This is a genomic window from Modestobacter sp. VKM Ac-2983 (assembly GCF_026967885.1).
In the GTDB taxonomy this organism is placed as follows: domain Bacteria; phylum Actinomycetota; class Actinomycetes; order Mycobacteriales; family Geodermatophilaceae; genus Modestobacter.
This window is the reverse complement of record NZ_JAPVBK010000001.1, coordinates 431,277-450,840: the sequence shown is the minus strand read 5'-3', so window position 1 is coordinate 450,840 and position 19,564 is coordinate 431,277. Positions and strand designations below refer to the sequence as shown.

Annotated in this window: 21 protein-coding genes; 11 read left to right on the top strand and 10 right to left on the bottom strand. The window is 75.5% G+C overall.

Annotated elements, in window-relative coordinates:
• The first annotated feature begins 104 nt into the window (after nucleotides 1-104).
• The gene (locus tag O2W18_RS02095) at nucleotides 105-668 is read left to right on the top strand and encodes a hypothetical protein (protein ID WP_269185923.1); all 564 of its coding nucleotides are present in this window, start codon (nucleotides 105-107) and stop codon (nucleotides 666-668) included.
• An 84-nt stretch (nucleotides 669-752) separates the two neighbouring features.
• Here the strand turns inward: O2W18_RS02095 and O2W18_RS02090 are convergent, their stop codons facing one another.
• A complete protein-coding gene (locus O2W18_RS02090) occupies nucleotides 753-1,178 on the bottom strand; it encodes a VanZ family protein (RefSeq protein WP_269185922.1) in 426 nt (141 codons plus the stop codon).
• An 11-nt stretch (nucleotides 1,179-1,189) separates the two neighbouring features.
• The gene (locus O2W18_RS02085) at nucleotides 1,190-1,711 is read right to left on the bottom strand and encodes an FKBP-type peptidyl-prolyl cis-trans isomerase (protein WP_269185921.1); all 522 of its coding nucleotides are present in this window, start codon (nucleotides 1,709-1,711) and stop codon (nucleotides 1,190-1,192) included.
• 187 nt (nucleotides 1,712-1,898) lie between these two features.
• Here O2W18_RS02085 and O2W18_RS02080 point away from each other — a divergent pair, with 187 nt between their 5' ends.
• Both O2W18_RS02080 and O2W18_RS02075 read left to right on the top strand, forming a co-directional pair.
• Nucleotides 1,899-2,336, top strand: a complete 438-nt coding sequence (locus tag O2W18_RS02080) for a universal stress protein (RefSeq protein ID WP_269185920.1) — start codon at nucleotides 1,899-1,901, stop codon at nucleotides 2,334-2,336.
• A complete protein-coding gene (locus O2W18_RS02075) occupies nucleotides 2,333-3,925 on the top strand; it encodes an alanine/glycine:cation symporter family protein (RefSeq protein ID WP_269185919.1) in 1,593 nt (530 codons plus the stop codon). Before O2W18_RS02080 ends, O2W18_RS02075 begins: the two co-directional genes overlap by 4 nt.
• A 66-nt stretch (nucleotides 3,926-3,991) precedes the next feature.
• Here the strand turns inward: O2W18_RS02075 and O2W18_RS02070 are convergent, their stop codons facing one another.
• Nucleotides 3,992-4,321, bottom strand: a complete 330-nt coding sequence (locus O2W18_RS02070) for a tetratricopeptide repeat protein (protein WP_269185918.1) — start codon at nucleotides 4,319-4,321, stop codon at nucleotides 3,992-3,994.
• Between the two features lie 133 nt (nucleotides 4,322-4,454).
• Here O2W18_RS02070 and O2W18_RS02065 point away from each other — a divergent pair, with 133 nt between their 5' ends.
• The 6 genes from O2W18_RS02065 (at nucleotide 4,455) to O2W18_RS02040 (ending at nucleotide 10,342) form a co-directional block, all read left to right on the top strand.
• Complete coding sequence (locus O2W18_RS02065; protein ID WP_269185917.1) at nucleotides 4,455-5,168, top strand: DUF4383 domain-containing protein; 714 nt, start codon at nucleotides 4,455-4,457, stop codon at nucleotides 5,166-5,168.
• 65 nt (nucleotides 5,169-5,233) lie between these two features.
• Complete coding sequence (locus O2W18_RS02060; RefSeq protein ID WP_269185916.1) at nucleotides 5,234-6,427, top strand: precorrin-3B synthase; 1,194 nt, start codon at nucleotides 5,234-5,236, stop codon at nucleotides 6,425-6,427.
• Nucleotides 6,427-7,047 (top strand): precorrin-8X methylmutase, encoded by a 621-nt coding sequence (locus O2W18_RS02055; protein WP_269185915.1) that lies wholly within the window; start codon nucleotides 6,427-6,429, stop codon nucleotides 7,045-7,047. Before O2W18_RS02060 ends, O2W18_RS02055 begins: the two co-directional genes overlap by 1 nt.
• A gap of 115 nt (nucleotides 7,048-7,162) precedes the next feature.
• Nucleotides 7,163-8,659, top strand: coding sequence for a precorrin-2 C(20)-methyltransferase (locus O2W18_RS02050; RefSeq protein ID WP_269185914.1), 1,497 nt, complete (start codon nucleotides 7,163-7,165; stop codon nucleotides 8,657-8,659).
• Between the two features lie 4 nt (nucleotides 8,660-8,663).
• Entirely contained in the window at nucleotides 8,664-9,065 is a 402-nt protein-coding gene (locus O2W18_RS02045) for a hypothetical protein (protein WP_269185913.1), read from the top strand.
• Between the two features lie 29 nt (nucleotides 9,066-9,094).
• On the top strand, nucleotides 9,095-10,342 hold the full coding sequence (locus tag O2W18_RS02040; RefSeq protein WP_269185912.1) for an MFS transporter: 1,248 nt from the start codon (nucleotides 9,095-9,097) through the stop codon (nucleotides 10,340-10,342).
• A gap of 70 nt (nucleotides 10,343-10,412) precedes the next feature.
• Here O2W18_RS02040 and O2W18_RS02035 read toward each other — a convergent pair whose 3' ends face one another.
• From O2W18_RS02035 to O2W18_RS02020, 4 genes are all read right to left on the bottom strand, one after another.
• Entirely contained in the window at nucleotides 10,413-12,005 is a 1,593-nt protein-coding gene (locus O2W18_RS02035; protein WP_269185911.1) for a YfjP family GTPase, read from the bottom strand.
• Nucleotides 12,002-13,702, bottom strand: coding sequence for an ABC transporter (locus tag O2W18_RS02030; protein ID WP_269185910.1), 1,701 nt, complete (start codon nucleotides 13,700-13,702; stop codon nucleotides 12,002-12,004). The genes O2W18_RS02035 and O2W18_RS02030 overlap by 4 nt, the downstream gene beginning before the upstream one ends.
• A 56-nt stretch (nucleotides 13,703-13,758) precedes the next feature.
• Nucleotides 13,759-14,220, bottom strand: coding sequence for a hypothetical protein (locus tag O2W18_RS02025; protein ID WP_269185909.1), 462 nt, complete (start codon nucleotides 14,218-14,220; stop codon nucleotides 13,759-13,761).
• Nucleotides 14,221-14,498: 278 nt separating this feature from the next.
• Nucleotides 14,499-15,131, bottom strand: a complete 633-nt coding sequence (locus O2W18_RS02020) for an HAD hydrolase-like protein (protein WP_269185908.1) — start codon at nucleotides 15,129-15,131, stop codon at nucleotides 14,499-14,501.
• Nucleotides 15,132-15,230: 99 nt separating this feature from the next.
• On the opposite strand from O2W18_RS02020, the gene O2W18_RS02015 reads away from it, so the two are divergent.
• A complete protein-coding gene (locus O2W18_RS02015) occupies nucleotides 15,231-15,617 on the top strand; it encodes a hypothetical protein (RefSeq protein ID WP_269185907.1) in 387 nt (128 codons plus the stop codon).
• Here the strand turns inward: O2W18_RS02015 and O2W18_RS02010 are convergent.
• Entirely contained in the window at nucleotides 15,574-16,347 is a 774-nt protein-coding gene (locus O2W18_RS02010; protein WP_269185906.1) for a cobalt-precorrin-6A reductase, read from the bottom strand. The two genes, O2W18_RS02015 and O2W18_RS02010, sit on opposite strands and share 44 nt — an antisense overlap.
• 95 nt (nucleotides 16,348-16,442) lie before the next feature.
• On the opposite strand from O2W18_RS02010, the gene O2W18_RS02005 reads away from it, so the two are divergent.
• Nucleotides 16,443-17,525 carry a cobalt-precorrin-5B (C(1))-methyltransferase gene (locus O2W18_RS02005; protein WP_269185905.1) on the top strand — a complete coding sequence of 361 codons (1,083 nt, stop codon included), beginning with the start codon at nucleotides 16,443-16,445 and terminating at the stop codon, nucleotides 17,523-17,525.
• A 2-nt stretch (nucleotides 17,526-17,527) separates the two neighbouring features.
• Here O2W18_RS02005 and cobM read toward each other — a convergent pair whose 3' ends face one another.
• Complete coding sequence (gene cobM, locus O2W18_RS02000) at nucleotides 17,528-18,268, bottom strand: precorrin-4 C(11)-methyltransferase (RefSeq protein ID WP_269185904.1); 741 nt, start codon at nucleotides 18,266-18,268, stop codon at nucleotides 17,528-17,530.
• On the bottom strand, nucleotides 18,265-19,476 hold the full coding sequence (cbiE, locus tag O2W18_RS01995; protein ID WP_269185903.1) for a precorrin-6y C5,15-methyltransferase (decarboxylating) subunit CbiE: 1,212 nt from the start codon (nucleotides 19,474-19,476) through the stop codon (nucleotides 18,265-18,267). Before cbiE ends, cobM begins: the two co-directional genes overlap by 4 nt.
• Nucleotides 19,477-19,564: the final 88 nt, after the last annotated feature.

Below are 19,564 nucleotides of genomic sequence, written 5' to 3'. Positions count from 1 at the left end.
GCTCCCGTCGCTGCGGTAGGTGCCGGCGGGCGGTCCGCAGAACGAGCGATACGGCACCGACCGGATCCCCTTCCGCCCGATCAGCCGGCGCCTAGCCTGCGGCGGTGGCCTACGACCCGCTCGCGGAGAGCATCGCGCTCATCGAGCAGGGCGTGCCGGAGGCCCCGCCCCGGCTGAGCCGACGCCGCCGGTTCGTCCCCCTGGCGGTGGACGTCGAGGGAGACGTCGCCTGCACGCTCTTCGCCCGCCGCAGCGTCGGCCACGTGGCCGCGGAGACCTGGGCCCTCGCGCGACGGGGGCAGGAGTGGGCAGTGCTCGGTGGCGGCGGGAGCAGCCTCGATGAGGAGGACCTGACCGACCGCCCCGGGGCGGCGGCCCTGGGCGGCCACCTGATCCGGACCGGCGGGGGTTCGACGCTGCGGAACGCCGGGCGGTCGATGCCCTGGGGCGCCCGCCACGTCTCGCAGGCCGTGCTGCGCGCGAGTTCCGCGGTCGACCGGGTCGTCGTCAGCGGGCGGGAGATCCCGGTGCCCCGGCACGGTCACCTGGTGGTGGTCTGGGGCGGCAAGCAGCCACCGACCGCCGAGGCCCTCACCTCCGACGGCCGGCAACTCGTCACCCTGCGGGTGGACCGGCGCACCCGGCTGCCCGAGTGGTACCGCTACTGACCCGCAGGCTCAGTGCTCGTCGTAGTGGCCGTCGTGCTCGGCGTGCCGGTGCCCGTCGTGCACGTGGTCTCGTCGACCCATCGCTCAGCGACGGCGGGTGAGCAGCCAGTGCAGCCCGACGCCGATCGCGGCACCGGTGCTGTTGGTCCCGATGTCGACCAGGGACGGGTAGCGCGCCGGCAGGAACAGCGCCTGGACGAGCTCGATGCCCACCGACCCGGCCACGCACGTCGACCAGACCACCCACCGGGGCCATCGGGGCAGCGACCAGCACAGCAACACCGCCAGCGGGACGAACAGCAGCACGTTGCCGCCCCGCTCGACCAGCGGGACGGCCACCGACCAGGGGAGGCCGGTGACCTCCACCACCGCACGGGTGATCGGGCCGGAGAACCGGCCCATCGGGGTGGGCCGCAGCGTCACGAAGGCGCCGAGGGCCAGGTAGCCGGCCAGCAGCCCGCGGGCCCACCAGCGCCCCGAACCGGGGCGGTGGTGCGGATCGGCGACCACCGGGTCCCGGGTCAGTCCACCGAGACGAGGTCGACGACGAAGACCAGGTCGGCGCCGGCGGGGATGCCCGGCGGGGGCTGGTCGCCGTAGGCGAGCTCGCTGGGGATGGCGATGACCCGCCGGCCGCCGACCTGCATGCCCTCGATGCCCTGCTCGAAGCCGGGGATGACCCGGCCCGCACCGAGGGGGACCGGCAGCGTGTAGTCCTCCCCCTGGTCCCAGGACGCGTCGAACTCCTCGCCGGTCTCGTAGAAGGCGCCGACGTACTTGACCTGCGCGGTGGCGCCCTCGGTGGCCTCGGCACCGTCCCCGACGACGACGTCCTCGAGCAGGAGCTCGGTCGGCACCTGAGCGTCCGACGCCGACACCTCGGGGCGCACGCTCAGGTCGGTGGAGATCTCGGCCGCCACCTCCTCGACCGCCACTTCGGCCGACTCCGCCGGTTCGTCGCTCCCGCAAGCGGCGAGCGGGAGTGACAGGGCGATCGACAGCGGGAGGGCGAGCAGCGTGCGGCGGACGGTGCGGTGGTCCATGGGGCTCTCCTGGCCGAGCAGGTGCTCGAGTCGGGGCGGGCATTCGGCGCGGCCAGCCGGTCAGGACGCCGGCCGTGCGGTCACCAGCACATCACAGCTCGGACGGTGAAGCCCTGTTCCGTCTGGCGGTACGGCGTTCCTTGGCACTAGCTTTCCCGCAACGTCCGCGACGGCTGGGGGTCACCCAATGTCCGCATCGATCATCGTGGGGCTCGACGGAAGCGAGGCGAGCGGGCGAGCGGCTGATGCCGCGGCCGACGCGGCGCGCAGACACGACCTGCGCCTGGTGCTCGCCTGCGTCGTCCCCTGGTCGCCCTACTCGTTCTCCACGGCGGAGGAGAACGAACGCCGCACGATCGACAAGGAACGCGAGGCGAAGTCGGCGCGCGAGCGGGTGCTCGACCCGGCGGTCGCCCGGCTGTCGGCCGCCGGCGACCTGACCGTCGAGGGCGTCGTCCGGCACGGCCACCCCGCCGAGACGCTCGTCTCCCTGGCCCGCGAACAGGACGCCGCCTGGATCATCGTCGGCCGCGTCGGTCAGAGCCGGGTCCGCACGCTGCTGTTCGGGTCCACCCCGAGCAGCCTCATCCAACTCTCCCCGATCCCGGTCCTGGTGGTCCCGTGAACACGTCGCTCTCCTCCCTGCAGGCCGCCACGTTCGACGAGCAGGTCAACGACGTCTTCGCGCCGATCTCGGACTTCATCGTCGGGATCGTCTTCTACAGCGTGCCGCTGAACTTCATCGACGAAGGCGTCGTGCTGCCGCTGATCGTGGTCTGGCTCGTCCTGGCCGGGATCTTCTTCACCATCTACCTGAAGGGCTTCCAGTTCCGGGCCTTCGGCCACGCGATCCAGCTGATCAAGGGGAAGTACGACGACCCGAACGACGCCGGGGAGGTGACCCACTTCCAGGCGCTGGCGACCGCCGTCTCCGGGACGGTGGGCCTCGGGAACATCGCCGGGGTCGCGGTGGCGATCTCCCTCGGCGGACCGGGGGCGACGTTCTGGATGATCATCGCCGGCCTGGTCGGCATGTGCACCAAGGGCGTCGAGTGCACCCTCGGCGTCAAGTACCGCCGGGTGTACCCCGACGGCCGGGTCTCCGGTGGCCCCATGTACTACCTGAGCCAGGGGCTGAAGGAGAAGGGCAAGGGCACGCTGGGCAAGGTCCTCGCGGTGCTGTTCTGCATCTTCACCCTGGGTGGGGCCGTCGGCGGCGGGAACATGTTCCAGTCCAACCAGGCCTTCGCCCAGGCCCAGTCGGTGACCGGCGGCGAGGACGGCTGGCTCGGGTTCGGGGCGGCCGGCGCGGTCTTCGGCCTGGTGCTCGCGATCCTGGTCGGCGCGGTGATCATCGGCGGGATCCGGAGCATCGCCCGCGTCACCGACAAGCTCGTCCCGTTCATGGCCGTCTTCTACGTCATCGCGTGCCTCTCCGTGCTGTTCGCCAACTTCACCCAGATCCCCGATGCACTCTGGGAGATCCTCCGGACGGCGTTCAGCCCCGAGGCCGGGTTCGGCGGCGTCGTCGGCGTGCTCATCCAGGGCTTCCGGCGGGCGGCGTTCAGCAACGAGGCCGGGCTGGGGTCGGCTGCGATCGCCCACTCCGCGGTGAAGACGAACGAGCCGGCGACCGAGGGCCACGTCGCCGTCCTCGAGCCCTTCATCGACACCGTGGTCATCTGCACGATGACCGCGCTGGCCATCGTGATCACCGGCACCTGGGCGGACGAGGCCAGTGCCCCGGGCGTGGAGACGACCTCGGCCGCCTTCGAGACGGTGGCGGACTGGTTCCCGATCGTGCTGGCGATCGCGGTGATCCTCTTCGCCTACTCCACGATGCTCGCCTGGAGCTACTACGGGCTCAAGGCATCGACCTACCTGTTCGGCGAGTCGATGTTCGTTGACCGGACCTGGAAGCTGATCTTCTGCATCTTCGTCGTCATCGGGGCCTCCTCGACCCTCGACGCGGTGATCGGCTTCTCCGACAGCATGATCTTCCTGATGTCGCTGCCGAACATCATCGGCCTCTACATCCTGAGCCGGGTGGTGAAGCGGGAGCTCTTCGGCTACCGCGAGCGGTTGGCCGACGGGGCCCTCCTGCCGGTCGCCGAGCGGGGCATCGAGCCCACCCCGTCGACCGGCAGCACCGCCGCCACCACGGGCGTCGACGGCACCAACGCGACCCCGCCGCCCTCGGTCGAGGACCGCTGACCCGTCGCTCCGGCGGGTGCTCCTGACCGGGAGCACCCGCCGGACGACGAGCTCAGTGAGCGTCGGTCACCCGGCGCCGAGGGCGTCGGCCACGCGGTGGTGGACGGCGGCGTCCGCCCCGCGGTTCTGCCGCTCCAGGGTGCGGGCCAGTGCACGGCGGGCCCACCCGTTGGCCGGGGCCAGCTCCACCAGCCGGGCCAGCGCCTCCTCCGCGCGGCTCAGCTGGGCCGAACCGAAGTAGCTGCGGGCCAGCAGCTCCAGCGCGGCCTGGTTCTCCGGCTCGGCGGCGAGCACCGCCTCCAGGACGCGCGCGGCCTCCGCGGGCTGTCCCATCGCGAAGAAGAGGTCCGCGCGCAGGTACTCCGAGTGCAGGTCGATCTCGTACGGCTGGGTCATGACGCTCCTTCCACCGCCCCGCAACAGCGCCGCCCCCACGGCTCTTCCCCGCGTGTCGCGCACTCCGCGCATCCGCCCGGGCAGTCGCCGACGAAGCACCGACGTCTGGTCATCCACACGACGGAGGCAACCCATGGGCGTACGCGAGAACCTGCGACACCGTCGGCCGAACCGGTCGGACGACGCGAACCAGACCGACGAGGGTGGCGGGTCGGTGGTCTACACCGTGCAGCGCGTCGGCGCGGTGGTCGTGGCCCTGATCCTGCTCACCTTCGGCCTGCTCGGCTTCGCCGACGGGCTGGCCTACTTCTCCACCGACGGCGGCGAGGTGGCCGGCCTGTCCTCCAACGGCCTGCTCTCGACGATCTCGGTGGTCACCGCGCTGGTGCTGGTGGTCACCGCGTTCCTCGGACCCCGTGCCGCGTCGAACACGATGCTGCTGCTCGGCATCCTGTTCCTGATCTCGGCGCTGGCCAACCTGGCGGTGCTGGAGAGCGACCTCAACCTGCTGGCGTTCTCGATGGCCAACGTCATCTTCTCCATCTGCGCCGGCCTGGTGCTGCTGACGCTGGGCGCCTACGGCCGGGTCAGCGGCAACCTGCCGGCCGACAGCCCCTACCGGGAGGACACCGGTCCGGAGGTCTCCCCCGAGGACCTCGACCCGCAGCTGCCGCAGACCTCGGCGGAGGCGGCGGCCGAGCACGACATGCGGGAGGCCGAGCTCGCCGTCGTCGAGCACCGCGCCACCGCCGAGCAGCAGCGCCGGGTGGACGCGATGGCGAAGGTGCGCACCCGGGCCGACCGTCGGCGGGTCTGGATGTCCTTCGACCGGACGTCGCTGACCTGACCGGGCGGGGCCGGCGCGACGGCCCCGGTGCGGCGGGGCCGTCGGGAAGTAGCCTCGCGGACGCCATGTCTCTCCCCGCGACCTCCCTCTCCGCTCCACGCGAGCGCGCCGACGCCTGCCCCGGCGCGCTGCAGACCCACGCCGCCGCCGACGGCGGGCTGGCCCGGGTCCGGGTGCCGGGCGGGGCGATCGGCGCGGGGCAGCTGCAGGCGCTGGGGGCGGCGGCCCGGGAGCTCGGTGACGGGCACCTGGAGCTGACCAGCCGGGGCAACGTGCAACTGCGCGGGCTGCCGGCCGGCGCGGAGGCAGAGCTCGGCGACCGGCTGGCCGCCGCCGGCCTGCTGCCCAGCGCCACGCACGAGCGGGTGCGCAACGTGCTGGCGAGCACCCTGTCCGGGCGCACCACAGGCGGACACGTCGACGTCCGGCCGTGGGTCGGCGCCTTCGACGCCGGGCTCTGCGCCGACCCGACGCTGGCCGAGCTGCCCGGCCGCTTCCTGCTGACCCTGGACGACGGGCGGGGCGACGTCGCCGGTCTCGGCGGGGACGTCGGCCTGCTGGCCCGCTCCGCCGACTCGGTGGCCCTACTGCTCGGCGGCGTGGACTCCGGCCTGCGCTGCACTCCGGACGCCGCGGTCGCGCGGGCCCTGGACGCCACCCGCGCCTTCCTCGCGGAGCGCACGGCCCAGGGCTCGACCGCCTGGCGCCTGACCGAGCTCGCCGACGGCCCCGCCCGCGTCGCCGCCCGCCTCAGGGGCCGAAGTCGCGACTCTGGCCCCTCGGTGGAGGTGCCGGGGGCGCCGGTCGTGGGGCCGGTCGGGGCGGAGACGCAGCTCGACGGCCGGACGGCGTTGATCGGCGTCGTCCCGCTGGGCCGGCTGACCGCCGACCAGGCCGACCTCCTCGCCCGGTTCGCCGCCGAGGTGCAGCTGACCCCGTGGCGCAGCGTGGTCGTGCCCGACCTCGCCGAGGACGCCGTGGACGACGCCGCCGTCGACCTGTTCCGCACCGGCATGGTGTTCGACGAGGCGAGTCCCTGGCTGCAGGTGACCACCTGCGCCGGCCGCCCGGGCTGCGCCAAGTCGCTCGCTGACGTCCGCGCCGACGCCGTCACCGCCGTCTCCACCCGGACGCTGCCCGCCGGCGGCGCCCGACAGCACTGGGCCGGCTGCGAGCGCCGCTGCGGCCGACCGCAGGGCGGGGTCGTCGACGTCGTCGCGACGCCGTCCGGCTACGACATCCGGATCGAAGAGGACTGATGTACTCCTACGAGCACGACGGCGCCGAGATCTACCGGCAGTCCTTCGCCATGATCCGCGCCGAGGCCGACCTGTCCGGCCTTCCCGAGGACGTCGCCCAGGTCGCGGTCCGGATGATCCACGCCTGCGGTCAGGTCGACCTGGCCGCCGACGTGGCCTTCTCCCCCGACGTCGTCCGGGCCGGCCGCAAGGCGTTGGAGTCCGGCGCCCCGGTGCTGTGCGACGCCACGATGGTCGCCTCCGGGGTGACCCGCAAGCGACTGCCGGCGTTCAACGAGGTCGTCTGCACCCTCAACGACCCGCGCACCCCCGACCTGGCCCGGGAGATGGGCACCACCCGCACCGCCGCGGCGATGCACCTGTGGGGTGACCGGCTGGACGGGGCCGTCGTCGCGATCGGCAACGCCCCCACCGCGCTCTTCCACCTGCTGGAGATGGTCCGCGACGGGGCCCCGCGACCAGCCGCCGTCATCGGCATCCCGGTGGGCTTCATCGGTGCGGTCGAGTCCAAGGAGGCGCTGGCGGCCACCGACCTGGAGTTCCTCGCCGTCCGCGGCCGCCGGGGCGGCAGCGCCATCACCGCCGCCGCGGTCAACGCGATCGCGAGCGCCCAGGAGTGAGCGGCGCCGGGAGTGAGCATCGCAGCGAGGGACGAGCGAGGAGCGGAGCGGACGGCGACCGCGGGGAACACCGAATGACCACCACAATGGCCATCCTGGTGGACGGGGCGCACCGGTGACCGGGCGGCTGTACGGGGTCGGGCTGGGGCCCGGGGACCCCGAGCTGGTCACGGTCAAGGCCGCCCGGCTGATCGGCGCGGCCGACGTCGTCGCCTTCCACGCCGCCCAGCACGGCCGCTCGGTCGCCCGCGGGCTGGCCGCGCCGTACCTGCGCGAGGGCCAGGTCGAGGAGCTGCTGGTCTACCCGGTGACCACCGAGACCACCGACCACCCCGGCGGCTACCAGGGGGCGATCGACGAGTTCTACGAGGCCGCCGCCGCCCGGCTGGCCGCGCACCTGGACGCCGGCCGGGACGTCGTCGTCCTCGCCGAGGGCGACCCGTTCTTCTACGGCTCGTACATGCACATGCACAAGCGGCTGGCCCACCGGTACCCCACCGAGGTCGTCCCCGGCGTCACGAGCGTCAGCGGCGCCGCCGCGGTGCTCGGCCGGCCGCTGGTGGAGCGGGACGAGGTGCTCACCGTGCTGCCCGGCACGCTGCCCGCCGACGAGCTCGCCGAGTGGCTGTCGACCACCGACTCGGCCGCGGTGCTGAAGCTGGGCCGCACCTTCGCCAACGTCCGGGAGGCGTTCGACGCCGCCGGCGTGCTCGACCGCGCCTGGTACGTGGAGCGGGCCACCACCGACCGGCAGCGGGTCGAACCGCTCGCCGACGTCGACCCGGCCACCGTCCCCTACTTCTCCCTCGCCCTGCTGCCCAGCGAGCTCACCGGGCCGGGCAACCACCCCGAACGGGCCGAGGACGACGGGCCCCGGCGCGGCGAGGTCGTGGTCGTCGGCCTGGGCCCCGGGCAGCGCAGCTGGACGACCCCGGAGGCCGCCGAGGCGCTGGCCCGCGCGGACGACCTGGTCGGCTACGGCCCCTACCTGGACCGGGTGGAGGTCAACCCCCGGCAGACCCGGCACCCCAGCGACAACCGGGTGGAGGCGGAGCGGGCGGCGGCGGCGCTGCGGCTGGCGCAGTCCGGACGGCGGGTGGCGGTCGTCTCCAGCGGCGACCCCGGCGTGTTCGCGATGGCCGCCGCGGTGCTCGAGGTGGCGGCCCAGCCGGAGTTCGCCGACGTCGAGGTCCGGGTGCTGCCCGGGCTCACCGCGGCGCAGGCGGTCGCCTCCCGGGTGGGAGCACCGCTCGGGCACGACTTCGCGATCATCTCGCTGTCCGACGTCCTCAAGCCGTGGGACGTCGTGCTGGACCGGCTGCGGCACGCGGCCGCCGCCGACCTGGTGCTCGCGCTGTACAACCCACGTTCCAAGGCGCGCCCGCACCAGCTGGGCGAGGCGCACCAGGCGCTGCTGGAGGTCAAGAAGCCGGAGACCGTGGTCGTCATCGGCCGGGACGTCGGCGGTGCAGAGGAGTCGGTCACCGTGACCACCCTCGGCGAGTTCGACCCCGACACGGTCGACATGCGCTGCCTGGTCATGGTCGGCTCCACCCAGACCCGGGTGACGCCGTCCGGCCAGGTCTACACCTCCCGCCGCTACCCCGGATGACCTGATGCGCGCCGTCCTCGTGCTCCTGGTGGCGGCGCTCGCCGGCTGCGCCGGCCAGCCGCAGGGGTGCACCGAGATGGCGGCGCTCACCGTCGTCGCCGTCGACACCAGCGCGCTGGACCTGCCCGCCGGGACGACGGCGGAGGTCTGCCTGGACGACGAGTGCACCGGCGTGGAGGTCGGCGCGGACCCGCGCTCGTCCCAGGGCGTCTGGTGGGAACGGGAGATCCCGGACGTCGAGAAGGTGCAGGTCTCCCTGACACTGCGCGACCCGGCCGGCACACGGCTGTGGTCGGTCAGTGCACCGGTCGACACCGAGGTGACCCGGCCGAACGGGCCCGGCTGCGGCGAGTGGACCGTGCTGCCTGTGCTCACGGCGACCTCGGACGGCCGGCTCACCGCGTGACGGTGGGAACACGACCGGCTCGTTGCGGCTTGCACCGGTTCGTGCCGCGCCGTGAGCTCTCCCGCCCCGCCGCCTTCTGGTCGGTGGCGGTGCTGCTGACCCTGATGCTGGCCGCGTCCGGGGTGCCCTCGCCGCTCTACCGGGTCTACGCGGAGGAGTTCGGCTTCGGCTCGGGCCTGATCACCGTCGTCTTCGGCGTCTACGCCTTCGCCCTGCTGCTGTCGCTGCTGGTGGTCGGGGCGCTGTCGGACCACGTGGGGCGCCGCCCGGTGCTCGCCGCCGCGCTGCTGCTCGAGGCCGTCTCGATGGTGCTGTTCCTGACCGCCGACGGGGTCGGGTGGCTGCTGCTCGCCCGCATCGTCCAGGGGCTGGCCACCGGGGCGCTGACCGGCGCGTTCGGCGCGGCGCTGCTGGACCTGCAGCGCCCGGACCGGCCGCTGGGTGCCCTGGTCAACTCGGCGTCCCCCGCGGTGGGGCTCTCCGTCGGCGCGGTGAGCGCCGGGCTGGCGGTCGAGTTCCTGCCCGCGCCGACCAGCTGGGTCTTCGGCGTCCTCACGGTGCTGTGCGTGGCCGCCGCCGCCGGGGTCTGGGTGTTCCTGCCGGAGTCCTCCCCCCGGCTGCCCGGCGCGGCGCGGTCGCTGCGGCCCAGCGTGCAGGTGCCGGCCTCGCAGCGCCGCGCATTCGTCGTCGTCCTGCCCTGCCTGGTCGCCACCTGGGCGCTGGGCGGGCTCTACGCCTCGCTCGGCCCGTCGCTGGTGGCCGGCGTCTTCGACGTGCAGGACCACGTCGTCGGCAGCCTGGTCATCCTCGCGCTCAACGGCACCGGCCTGGTCGGGTCGCTCTCGATGCGCACCGTCGCGCCCGCCCGGTCGATGGTCATCGGCGCCCTGGTCTTCGCCGTCGGGGTGGCCGGCACCGTGACCGCGCTGACCACCGGCTCCCTGTCGCTGTTCTTCGTCGCGGCGGTCGTCTCCGGCTTCGGCTTCGGCACCGCCTTCCTGGGTGCGATGGCCACCGTCACCCAGGGCGTGGCCCCCGGCCAGCGGGCCGCCCTGCTGTCCGCGGTCTTCACCGTCAGCTACCTCGCGTTCAGCGTGCCGGCGATCGCCGCGGGGGTGGCGGCCGGGCACGTCGGCCTGGAGCGGACGGCGCAGGTCTACGGCGTCGCGGTCATCGTGCTGGCCCTGCTGGCGGTGGGCGGCCTCACCCTGCACGCCCGCCGTCCCGCCGCCGTCCCGGAGCCCGCTCACCGGGCTCCCGCCGCCGCGCTCGACTGAGCCTGGTGCCGAGTGCTCGTGCTCTGCTCACCCCTGGTGAGCAGAGCACAAGCACTCGGAGGACCCCGGTTCAGCTGCCGGCGCGGGTCACCGCCGCGCAGAACCGGGAGTGGTCCTCGCGGGCCTCGGTGAGCGGCCCGACCACCTCCTCGTCGGTCACCTCACCGACCCGGTCCAGCAGTCGCCGCCGCACCTGTCTGGCTCGTCTCCGCGCGCCGGCGTGCACCAGGGGCCGGGCCAGCAGCGCCAGCAACAGCCCGGCGAGCAGGCCGCCGGCCAACAGCAGCGTCGGCAGCGGGATGCCCTCCACCCGGGGCAGCGGGACGACGTCGTCCAGCTGGAGCAGCCCCAGGCCGACCAGTCCGAGCAGCCAGAGCGCGCCGGCCAGCGCGGTCAGCACGAGCAGCCACTGCAGCCCGCCGACGGCCCGCTGCCACAGCGGCGTGCGGTCCGGGCCGAGGTCGGTGCCGGTGACCGCCCGGTCCAGCCGGTCGGCCAGCCGCTCCTCGGAGAACTCGGCGGTGCGGCGCAGCTCGTCCCGCCAGGCCTGCGGCAGCCCCTGCCCGGCGGCGTCCCGTGCCCGGCGCAGCGCCGCGACCAGCGCGGCCTGCTGCACGGCGCCGGCCGGGGGCAGCGAGCTGCGCGCCGCCTCGTTGCCCAGGTGCAGCCGGCCCAGCGGGTCGGCCCGGAGCTTGCCCGTCCAGCGCAGCACCGGCCACCCGGTGTGCGCGGCACCGCGGCGGCGGGCCGAGCGCTCCACGGCACCGACCACGGCCGGCACGCCCGCGGCGTCGGCGAGCGCCTCGGTCAGCCCCGCCCACTCGTCGGGGTCCCGGCTGCGGTCGGGGCCGGCGTCGGGCGCGCAGTGCTGGGCGAGCGCACCGGCTGCGGCGCGGGCGTCGGCGGCCAGCCGGTCGGTGGCGGCCCGGCGCGCGGCGACCCGGCGGCCCAGCTCGGCCCGCAGCTCGGGCAGGCCGGCGCCGGTGCGGGCCGCGGTGGGCAGCACTGGGGTCGCCCCCAGGCCCTCCCGGTCCAGCAGCCCGCGCAGGTCGGCCAGGCAGGCGCGGGCAGCTGGCTCGTCGAGCCGGTCGACCTGGTTCAGCACCACGACCAGCACGCCCGCGTGCCCGGCCAGCGGCGCCAGGTACTGCGAGTGCACCGCCGCGTCGGCGTACTTCTGCGGGTCGAGCACCCACACGAGCACGTCGACCAGCTCCACCAGCCGGTCGACCTCCAGCCGGTTCTCCAACCGGACGCTGTCGTGGTCGGGCAGGTCGAGCAGCACCAGCCCGTCGAGCGCGGCGTCACCCGCCTCGACCCGGTGCCGGCGGGGGACCTGCAGCCAGTCGAGCAGCCGGTCCGCGCCGTCCGGGCCCCACACGCTGGCGTGCGCCACCCCGGTCGTCGGACGGCGCACGCCCGGGGTGCTCACCTCGCTGCCGCTGAGCGCGTTGAAGAGGGTGGACTTCCCGCTGCCGGTCGCCCCGGCGAGCGCCACGACGGTGGCGTCACCGAGCGCCTCCCGGGCGCCGGCCTTGGCCAGCAGCGTGCGGGCGCTGGCCACCTCGGGCACCTCCAGCCGCTCCTCGGCGACCTCGACCGCCTCGCGCAGCGCAGCCAGCCGGTCGGTCAGGGACAGCTCGCCGCGCCGCCCGAGCCTCACGCGCCCGCTCCCTGGGCGGCAGCCAGCGTCTGCGCGGCCGACCGGAGCTCGGCGTCGGCGCCCGGCGCCGGGGCGGCGTCGGCGAGCAGCACGTCGAAGCGCCGCTGCTCGGCGTGCAGCAGCCGGTCGGCGCGGGCGTCGAGGTCGGCCCGGGCCCGGGCGGCCAGCTCGCGCACCGCAGCGTCCCCGAACACCGCCTCCAGGACCCGCTGGCCCACCGCGGTCGTGCCACCGGCGATGGCCACCTCGGCACCGGACAACCCGGCGGTGGAGGCGAAGACGGCGACCATCACCACCGCGCCCGCGCCGTTGACCCCCCAGGACAGCAGCCGCGCCCGCGACCGCTTGCCCGCACCCTCGCTGCGCACCAGCTCCAGCACGGTGCCCTGCCAGTCGCGCACCTCGTCGGCGGAGGCGCCCGCGAAGGACGGCGAGACGCCGTCCAGCTCGATCTCCCGGCCGTCGAGCAGGTCGATCCCGCCGGGCAGGGTGCGCCAGCTGATGACCGTCTTCTCCGCGGCCCGGTCGGCCTCGGCCCGCAACAGCAGCTCGACCCCGGACTCCAGGGCCCCGGCCAGGTCGTCGGCGGGGTTGTTGCGGCCGGTGAAGGCGGCGGTGACCCGGTCGCGCAGCCGGCCCACGTGCCCCTGCAGGCTGCGCATCCACTCCCCCGTGCCGACGAACTCCTGCCAGCGGGCGAGCACCTCCCCGCGCAGCAGGCTGCCGTTGCCGACCGCCTCGTGGACGGCCGCCCGCGCCCGGGCGTAGGAGGCGTCCGCGGCGGCCTGCAGCGCCTCGGCGGCGACCGCCTGCTCGCCGACGCCGGCGACGACGACGTCGACCCGGTCGTGCAGGCTCCCCAGCGCGCCGGCCAGGGTCTGCCGGATGACCGCGGCCCGCTGCTCGGCGTCGGCGGCGAGCGCGTGCAGCCACTCGCGCAGCGGCGCGACCTGGTCCTCGGGCAGGAACCCGTCGGCCAGCGGGCGCTCCTCGATCACGAACAGCCGGGCGCCCTCCAACCGGGCCCGGCGCAGCATCCCGGCCAGGTCGTCGGCGACCTCGACCACCGCCTCGGGCGGCACCCGGTCCAGCACGATGGCCAGCGCCGTCCCCCGCTCCTGAGCCGTGCGCAGCAGGTCCCAGGGGACGGCGTCGGCGTAGCGGGCCGCCGTCGTCACGAAGACCCACAGGTCGGCCGCGGCCAGCAGCTGCCCGGCCAGGTCTCGGTTCGCCTCGACCACCGAGTCGACGTCCGGGGCGTCGACCAGGGCGAGCCCGGCCGGCAGCGCCTCGGAGACGACGAGCTGAAGCCCGCCGGGGCCGGCCTCCCCGCCGGTGGTGCGGGTCAGCCCGGGCAGCACGCGGTCACCGGCGAACGCAGCCCGGTCGGCGGGGGCGCAGACGAGCACCGGGGCGCGGGTCGTCGGGCGGAGCACGCCGGGGGTGGTGACCCGGGTGCCCAGCACGCTGTTGACCAGGGTGGACTTGCCGGCGCCGGTCGAGCCACCGACCACGGTGAGCAGCGGGGCATCCAGGTCGCGCAGCCGGGGCAGCAGGTAGTCGTCGACCTGGTCGACGACCGAGCGGGCGGTGCGGGCGGCAGCGTCCCGGCCCGGGACTGCCAGGCCGAGCGGTGCCGCCGCGACCCGGTCGCGCAGCTGCTGCAGGGCATCGGGCAGCCCGAGCGGGGTGGTCATGCCGGGGATCTTGCCCGGGACGCCGACCGCCCACCCCTCGGCCGGCTGAGGCCCGGTCAGTCGCGCAGCGGCCAGGGCACGACCGGGCCGGCCGAGGCGCCGTCCCCGTCGTCGTGCTCGTGGCTGCCGGCCGCATGGGACAGGGCAGCCAGCAGGAGGACCAGCTCCTCGCGGTCGAGCCCCGCGGTCAGGTCGGCCAGGTCGAGCGGCTGGCCCTCAGCGAGGCTCGCCGCCGCCCGCAGGAGCCGCAGCTGCCCGCCGCTGCCGCCGATCACGCCCGACCGGAGCGCGCCGTCCAGGTCGGCCCACTGGACGGCCGCCCACGGCCCACCGTCGGCCGCGTCGGCGTCGAGCGCGATGGCGATCAGGCCGGCCACCTGCAACCGGGGCAGCCAGTGGCCGGAGTCGGCCAGCAGCAGCACCGCCGCCTCGGCCGCGTAGTCACCGACCGCAGCGCGCAGCAGCGCGCTCTCCAGGTCGAGCGGGTCGAGGTCGACCGCCCGCGGTTCTCCCAGCACTGCGCACCACCCCCGTCGCCTCCCACTGTGCACCGTGGGTCCGACGGTCCGTGGCGGGAGGCCCGGCGGACCGGGTGAGCACCGCGATCCCCAGCACGTGGTGCGGCCACCGGGGCTGTCCGTGCCCGAGGGACAGGACGCCGGAGACCGACGCCGCGGCGATGGCGACGCTGGACCAGCGGCGGTCGGTGCCCGGCAGCTCCGCCGAGTCCTCCCTCAGCCGCAGCGGCCGCGCTGCCGCGGACGGTCTTCCTGCCACGCCGGCAGCCCACGGCGGCTCAGATGCTGGCGAGCGCCGCCCGGACGTCGGCCGGGGTGGCGGCGATCGCTGCTGCGCCGGCGCCGGCGAGCTCACCGGCCGGGGCCGGCCCCCAGCCGGCGCCGATGCAGGGCAGGCCGTGCACCCGGGCACCGAGCACGTCGTGCGACCGGTCGCCGATCAGCACCGGCCGGTCGCCGTCCGGGTGGGCGGCCAGCGCCGCGGCGACCACCTGTTCCTTGTGCCGCACGGCGCCGTCCAGCGTGGCGCCGTGCACGCTCGCGAACTCCGGCAACAGCCCCACGTGCGCCAGGATGCGCAGCGCGAACGGCTCGGGCTTGCTGGTCGCCACGGCCAGCGTGGCGCCGTCGGCCCGGAGCCCCGACAGCAGCTGCGCGATGCCCGGGTAGACCGGCGCCGCCAGCATCGCCCCGGCCGTGTAGTGCGCGCGGTAGGCGGCCACCGCCCGGTCGACGTCGTCCCCACCGATGCCGAAGGCGCCGGCGAACCCCTCCCACAGCGGCGGCCCGACCATCGACCGCAGCTGGTCGGTGGTCGGTTCCGGCAAGCCGAGCTCGGTCGCGGCGACCCGGATCGAGGCCCAGATGCCCGGGGACGAGTCGACCAGGGTGCCGTCGAGGTCGAAGAGCACCAGTCGGCCGCCCCCTTCCCCATCGCCACCGGACCTGCTTGTATGAGCTTTCAAGTAGTTCTCCTCTGGAGGGACCTCGTGATGACCCGGACCCAGCCCGTGCCCCCCGTCGCTCGCGAGGCCGGGTCGATCCAAGCCGTCCGGGCTACGGCGGTGGTCTCCGTGGTGGTGCTGCTCTGGCAGTTCGGGACGGCGGGGCAGCTCATGTCCGAGGCCGACGCGATGGACGCGCACGGCGCCGGCGCGATCGCGCTGCACGTGGTCGGCGGCCTGCTGGTGGTGGCGACGCTGCTGCACGCCCGCGCCGGCGGGGCGCGGTGGCCGGTGGTCGTGGCCGCCGCCGTGTTCGTCGCCGGCTTCGCGCAGGCATGGATCGGCGACGCCGGGAACATGGCCGCCCACGTCCCCGAGTCGCTCGTCCTGGCGGTCGGCACCGTCTGGCTCACGGCCTGGGCGTTCCAGCGGAGCCCGAGCCCGCTGGCCTGAGCCGCTCGTCCAGCCAGGCGACCGCCTCCTCGACGGTCCCCACGGTCGGCACTCCCGCCGGCAGCGGTGGCCGGCGCACCAGCACGACCGGGAGGCCGAGTTGGCGGGCGGCGACGAGCTTGGCCTCGGTCAGGGCACCGCCGGAGTCCTTGGTGACGACGACGTCCACGTCGTGCTCGCGGAGCAGCGCCAGCTCGTCGGCCAGGCTGAACGGCCCGCGGTCCAGCAGCAGGGTCGCCCCGGCCGGCAGCGGCTCGTCCGGCGGGTCGACCGAGCGGACCAGCACCCGGCCCGGCAGCGCGGCGAACGCACCGACGCCCTGCCGGCCGGTGGTGAGGAAGACGCTGCGGTACCCGGCCACCGCCTCGGCCGCCGCGGCCAACGAGTCGACATGTCGCCAGCGGTCCCCGGGCTGCGCCGTCCAGCCGGGCCGCTGCAGCCGCAGCAGCGGGGTCCCCTGCGCGGCCGCGGCGACCGCGGCCGAGGCGGTGATCTGCGCGGCGAACGGATGGGTGGCGTCGACCACCGCCCGCGGCCGGTGCTCGGCCAGCCAGGCGGTCAGCCCGTCGGCGCCACCGAACCCGCCGATCCGCACGGCGCCGGGCGGCAGCACCGGGTCGACGACCCGTCCCGCCAGCGAGGACAGCACGTCGACACCCGCAGCGACCAGCGCGGCAGCCAGCCGCCGGGCCTCCCCCGTGCCCCCGAGGAGGAGCACCTGACCGGTCACGTCGTTCCCCCGTCGCCGAGTGTCGGGTCGTGCACGCCTGCCCGGCGAGCGAGGCGTCGACGGGTCGTCGGTCGATCGCGGTGGAGGATGGTCCCGTGAGCAGGGACGGCAGCGCAGGGCTGCGGCACGGCTGGACGACGGGCGCCTGCGCGACCGCGGCCACCACCGCGGCCTACACCGCGCTGCTGACCGGCGAGTTCCCGGACCCGGTCTCGATCGACCTGCCCAACGACAGGCACCCGACCTTCGCGCTCGCGAAGGAGCACCTGGCCGGCGACGAGGCGAGCGCGAGCATCGTGAAGGACGCCGGCGACGACCCCGACGTGACCCACGGCGCGCTGGTGAGCGCCCGGGTCACCCGCGGAGAACCGGGCAGCGGCGTGCTGTTCCGGGCCGGCGAGGGCGTGGGCACGGTGACCAAGCCAGGCCTGCCGCTGGCCGTCGGCGAGCCGGCGATCAACCCGATGCCCCGCCAGTTCATCCGCGAACACGTGGCCGCGGTCGCGCAGCGGCACGGCGGCAGCGGGGACGTCGTGGTCGAGGTGTCGGTGGAGAACGGCGCCGAGCTGGCCCGCAAGACCTGGAACCCGCGGCTGGGCATCCTCGGCGGCCTGTCGATCCTCGGGACGACGGGGGTCGTCGTCCCCTACTCGTGCTCGTCCTGGATCGACTCCATCCGCCGCGGCATCGACGTGGCCCGCGCCGCCGGGCGTGAGCACGTCGCCGGGTGCACCGGGTCGACCAGCGAGCGGGTGGCCCAGGAGCTCCACGGCCTGCCCGAGGACGCGCTGCTGGACATGGGCGACTTCGCCGGCGCGGTGCTGAAGTACCTGCGCCGCCACCCCGTGCCCCGGCTGACCGTGGCCGGGGGAATCGGCAAGCTGGCCAAGCTCGCCGAGGGGCACCTGGACCTGCACTCGGCCCGGTCGCAGGTGTCGTTCACCGCACTGGCCACCCTGGTCGCCGAGGCCGGCGCCGCACCGGAGCTGGTCGAGGGCGTGCGGGAGGCGAACACCGCGCTGGACGCGCTGCACCAGTGCACCGCCGCCGGGTTCCCGCTGGGCGACCTGGTGGCCGCGGGCGCCCGCCGGACGGCGGAGGGCGTGCTGCTCGGCGCCCCGGTCGAGGTCGACGTCGTGGTGATCGACCGCGCCGGCACCATCGTCGGCCGCGCCTGAGCTCATCGGGTCCGGGTGGTCGAGTAGAGGTGGCTGTCCAGGAACTGCTCGGCGGCCAGCACCCGGCCGACGATCACCACCGCCGTCCGCCGCACCCCGGCGTCGCTCACCTGCTGGGCGATGTCGGCGAGCGTGCCGCGCAGCACCAGCTCGTCGTCCCGGCTGGCCTTGGCCACCACCGCCACCGGACAGTCCGCGCCGTAGTGCGCGGCCAGCTCCGGGGCGAGGTCGTCCATCCGCTGCACGGCCAGGTGCAGCACCAGGGTCGCGCCGGTCGCCGCGTAGGCGGCGAGGGTCTCCCCCGGTGGCATCGGCGTCGACCGCGCCGACGTCCGGGTGAGGACGACGGTCTGCGCCACCCCCGGCACCGTCAGCTCGCGCTTCAGCGACGCGGCCGCCGCTGCGAACGCGGGCACCCCGGGGACGACGTCGTAGGGCACCCCGGCCGCGTCCAGCCGGCGCATCTGCTCGGCCATGGCGCTGTACACCGAGGGGTCGCCGGAGTGCAGCCGCGCGACGTCCAGCCCGGCCTCGTGCGCGGCGACCAGTTCCGCGGTGATCTGGTCCAGGTCGAGGTCCGCGGTGTCGACCAGCCGGGCCCCCGGCGGTGCGGTGTCCAGCAGCTCGCGGGGCACGAGCGCGCCGGCGTAGAGGCAGACCGGGGACGATGCGATCAGCCGCGCGGCCCGCACCGTGACGAGGTCGGCGGCACCGGGCCCGGCGCCGATGAAGTGGACGGTCATCGGGTCACGCTCCAGATCGTCACGGGCATGGCGGGCTTCCAGCCGGTGAAGCCGCCGACCGGCTCGGCCTGGGCGACCGACAGCCGGGTCAGCGAGCCGCCGCAGCGGCCGTGCCACTCGGCGAGCACGGCCTCGCTCTGCACCGTGACCGCGTTGACCACCAGCCGGCCCCCCGGGGCGAGGGCCTCCCAGACGGTGTCCAGCAGCAGCGGCGTGGTCGCCCCGCCCCCGACGAAGACGGCGTCCGGCTGCGACAGCCCGAGCAGTGCGTCGGGCGCCTCGCCCTCGACCACCTGCAGGTCGGGCACCCCGAGCCGGCCGGCGTTCCGGCCGATCCGCTGGGCCCGCACGGGGTCGGACTCCACCGCGATCGCCCGGCAGGAGGGGTGCACCCGCATCCACTCGATGCCGATCGAGCCGGCGCCCGCGCCGACGTCCCAGAGCAGCCGGCCAGGCAGCGGGGCCAGCCGGGAGAGCGTCACCGCCCGGACGTCGCGCTTGGTCAGCTGACCGTCGGAGGAGTAGGCGTCGTCCGGCAGGCCCGGCACGGTCGGCAGCGGCACGGTGCCGGGGTCGGCGACGACCTCGACGGCGGTGAGCACGAGCGGGTCGGTCTCCGGGTGGGGCCAGTCGGCCGCGGTGCCGGTGAACCGGCGCTCGGCGGGGCCGCCGAGCTCGGCCAGGGCGGTGAGCCGGCTGGCGCCGTACCCGGCCCCGGCGAGCAGGGCGGCGAGCTCCGCCGGCGTCCCGGTGTCCGAGCCCAGCACCAGCAGCCGCCGCCCGGGCGTGGCGTGCGGGAGGACCAGCGACACCGGCCGGCCGACCACGGAGACCACCGTCGCCCCCTCCACCGCCCAGCCCAGCCGGGCGCAGGCCAGGGTCACCGACGACGGGTGCGGCACGACGTCCACGGCGTCGGCGCCGAACAGCCGGACCAGCGAGGTGCCGACGCCGGAGAGCATCGGGTCGCCGCTGGCGAGCACGACCACCCGCCGGCCCGGGTGCGCCTCGGGCAAGGCGGCCAGGGCGGGCGCCATCGGCGAGGGCCAGGGCACCCGCTCGGCGACGACGTCCGCGGGCAGCAGCGCCAGCTGGCGAGCGCTGCCGCGCAGCACCTCGGCCCCCGAGATCACCCGGCGGGCGACCGGGGAGAGGCCGTCCCAGCCGTCGGCGCCGACGCCGACGACGGTGACGGAGAAGTCGCTCATGCCCAGCTGCCCAGGGCGTGAGGACCGGCCTCGATCCGCTCCTCGCTCGCCGGCGCTCGCTGCGATGCTCCCTCGGCCCTCACGGTGC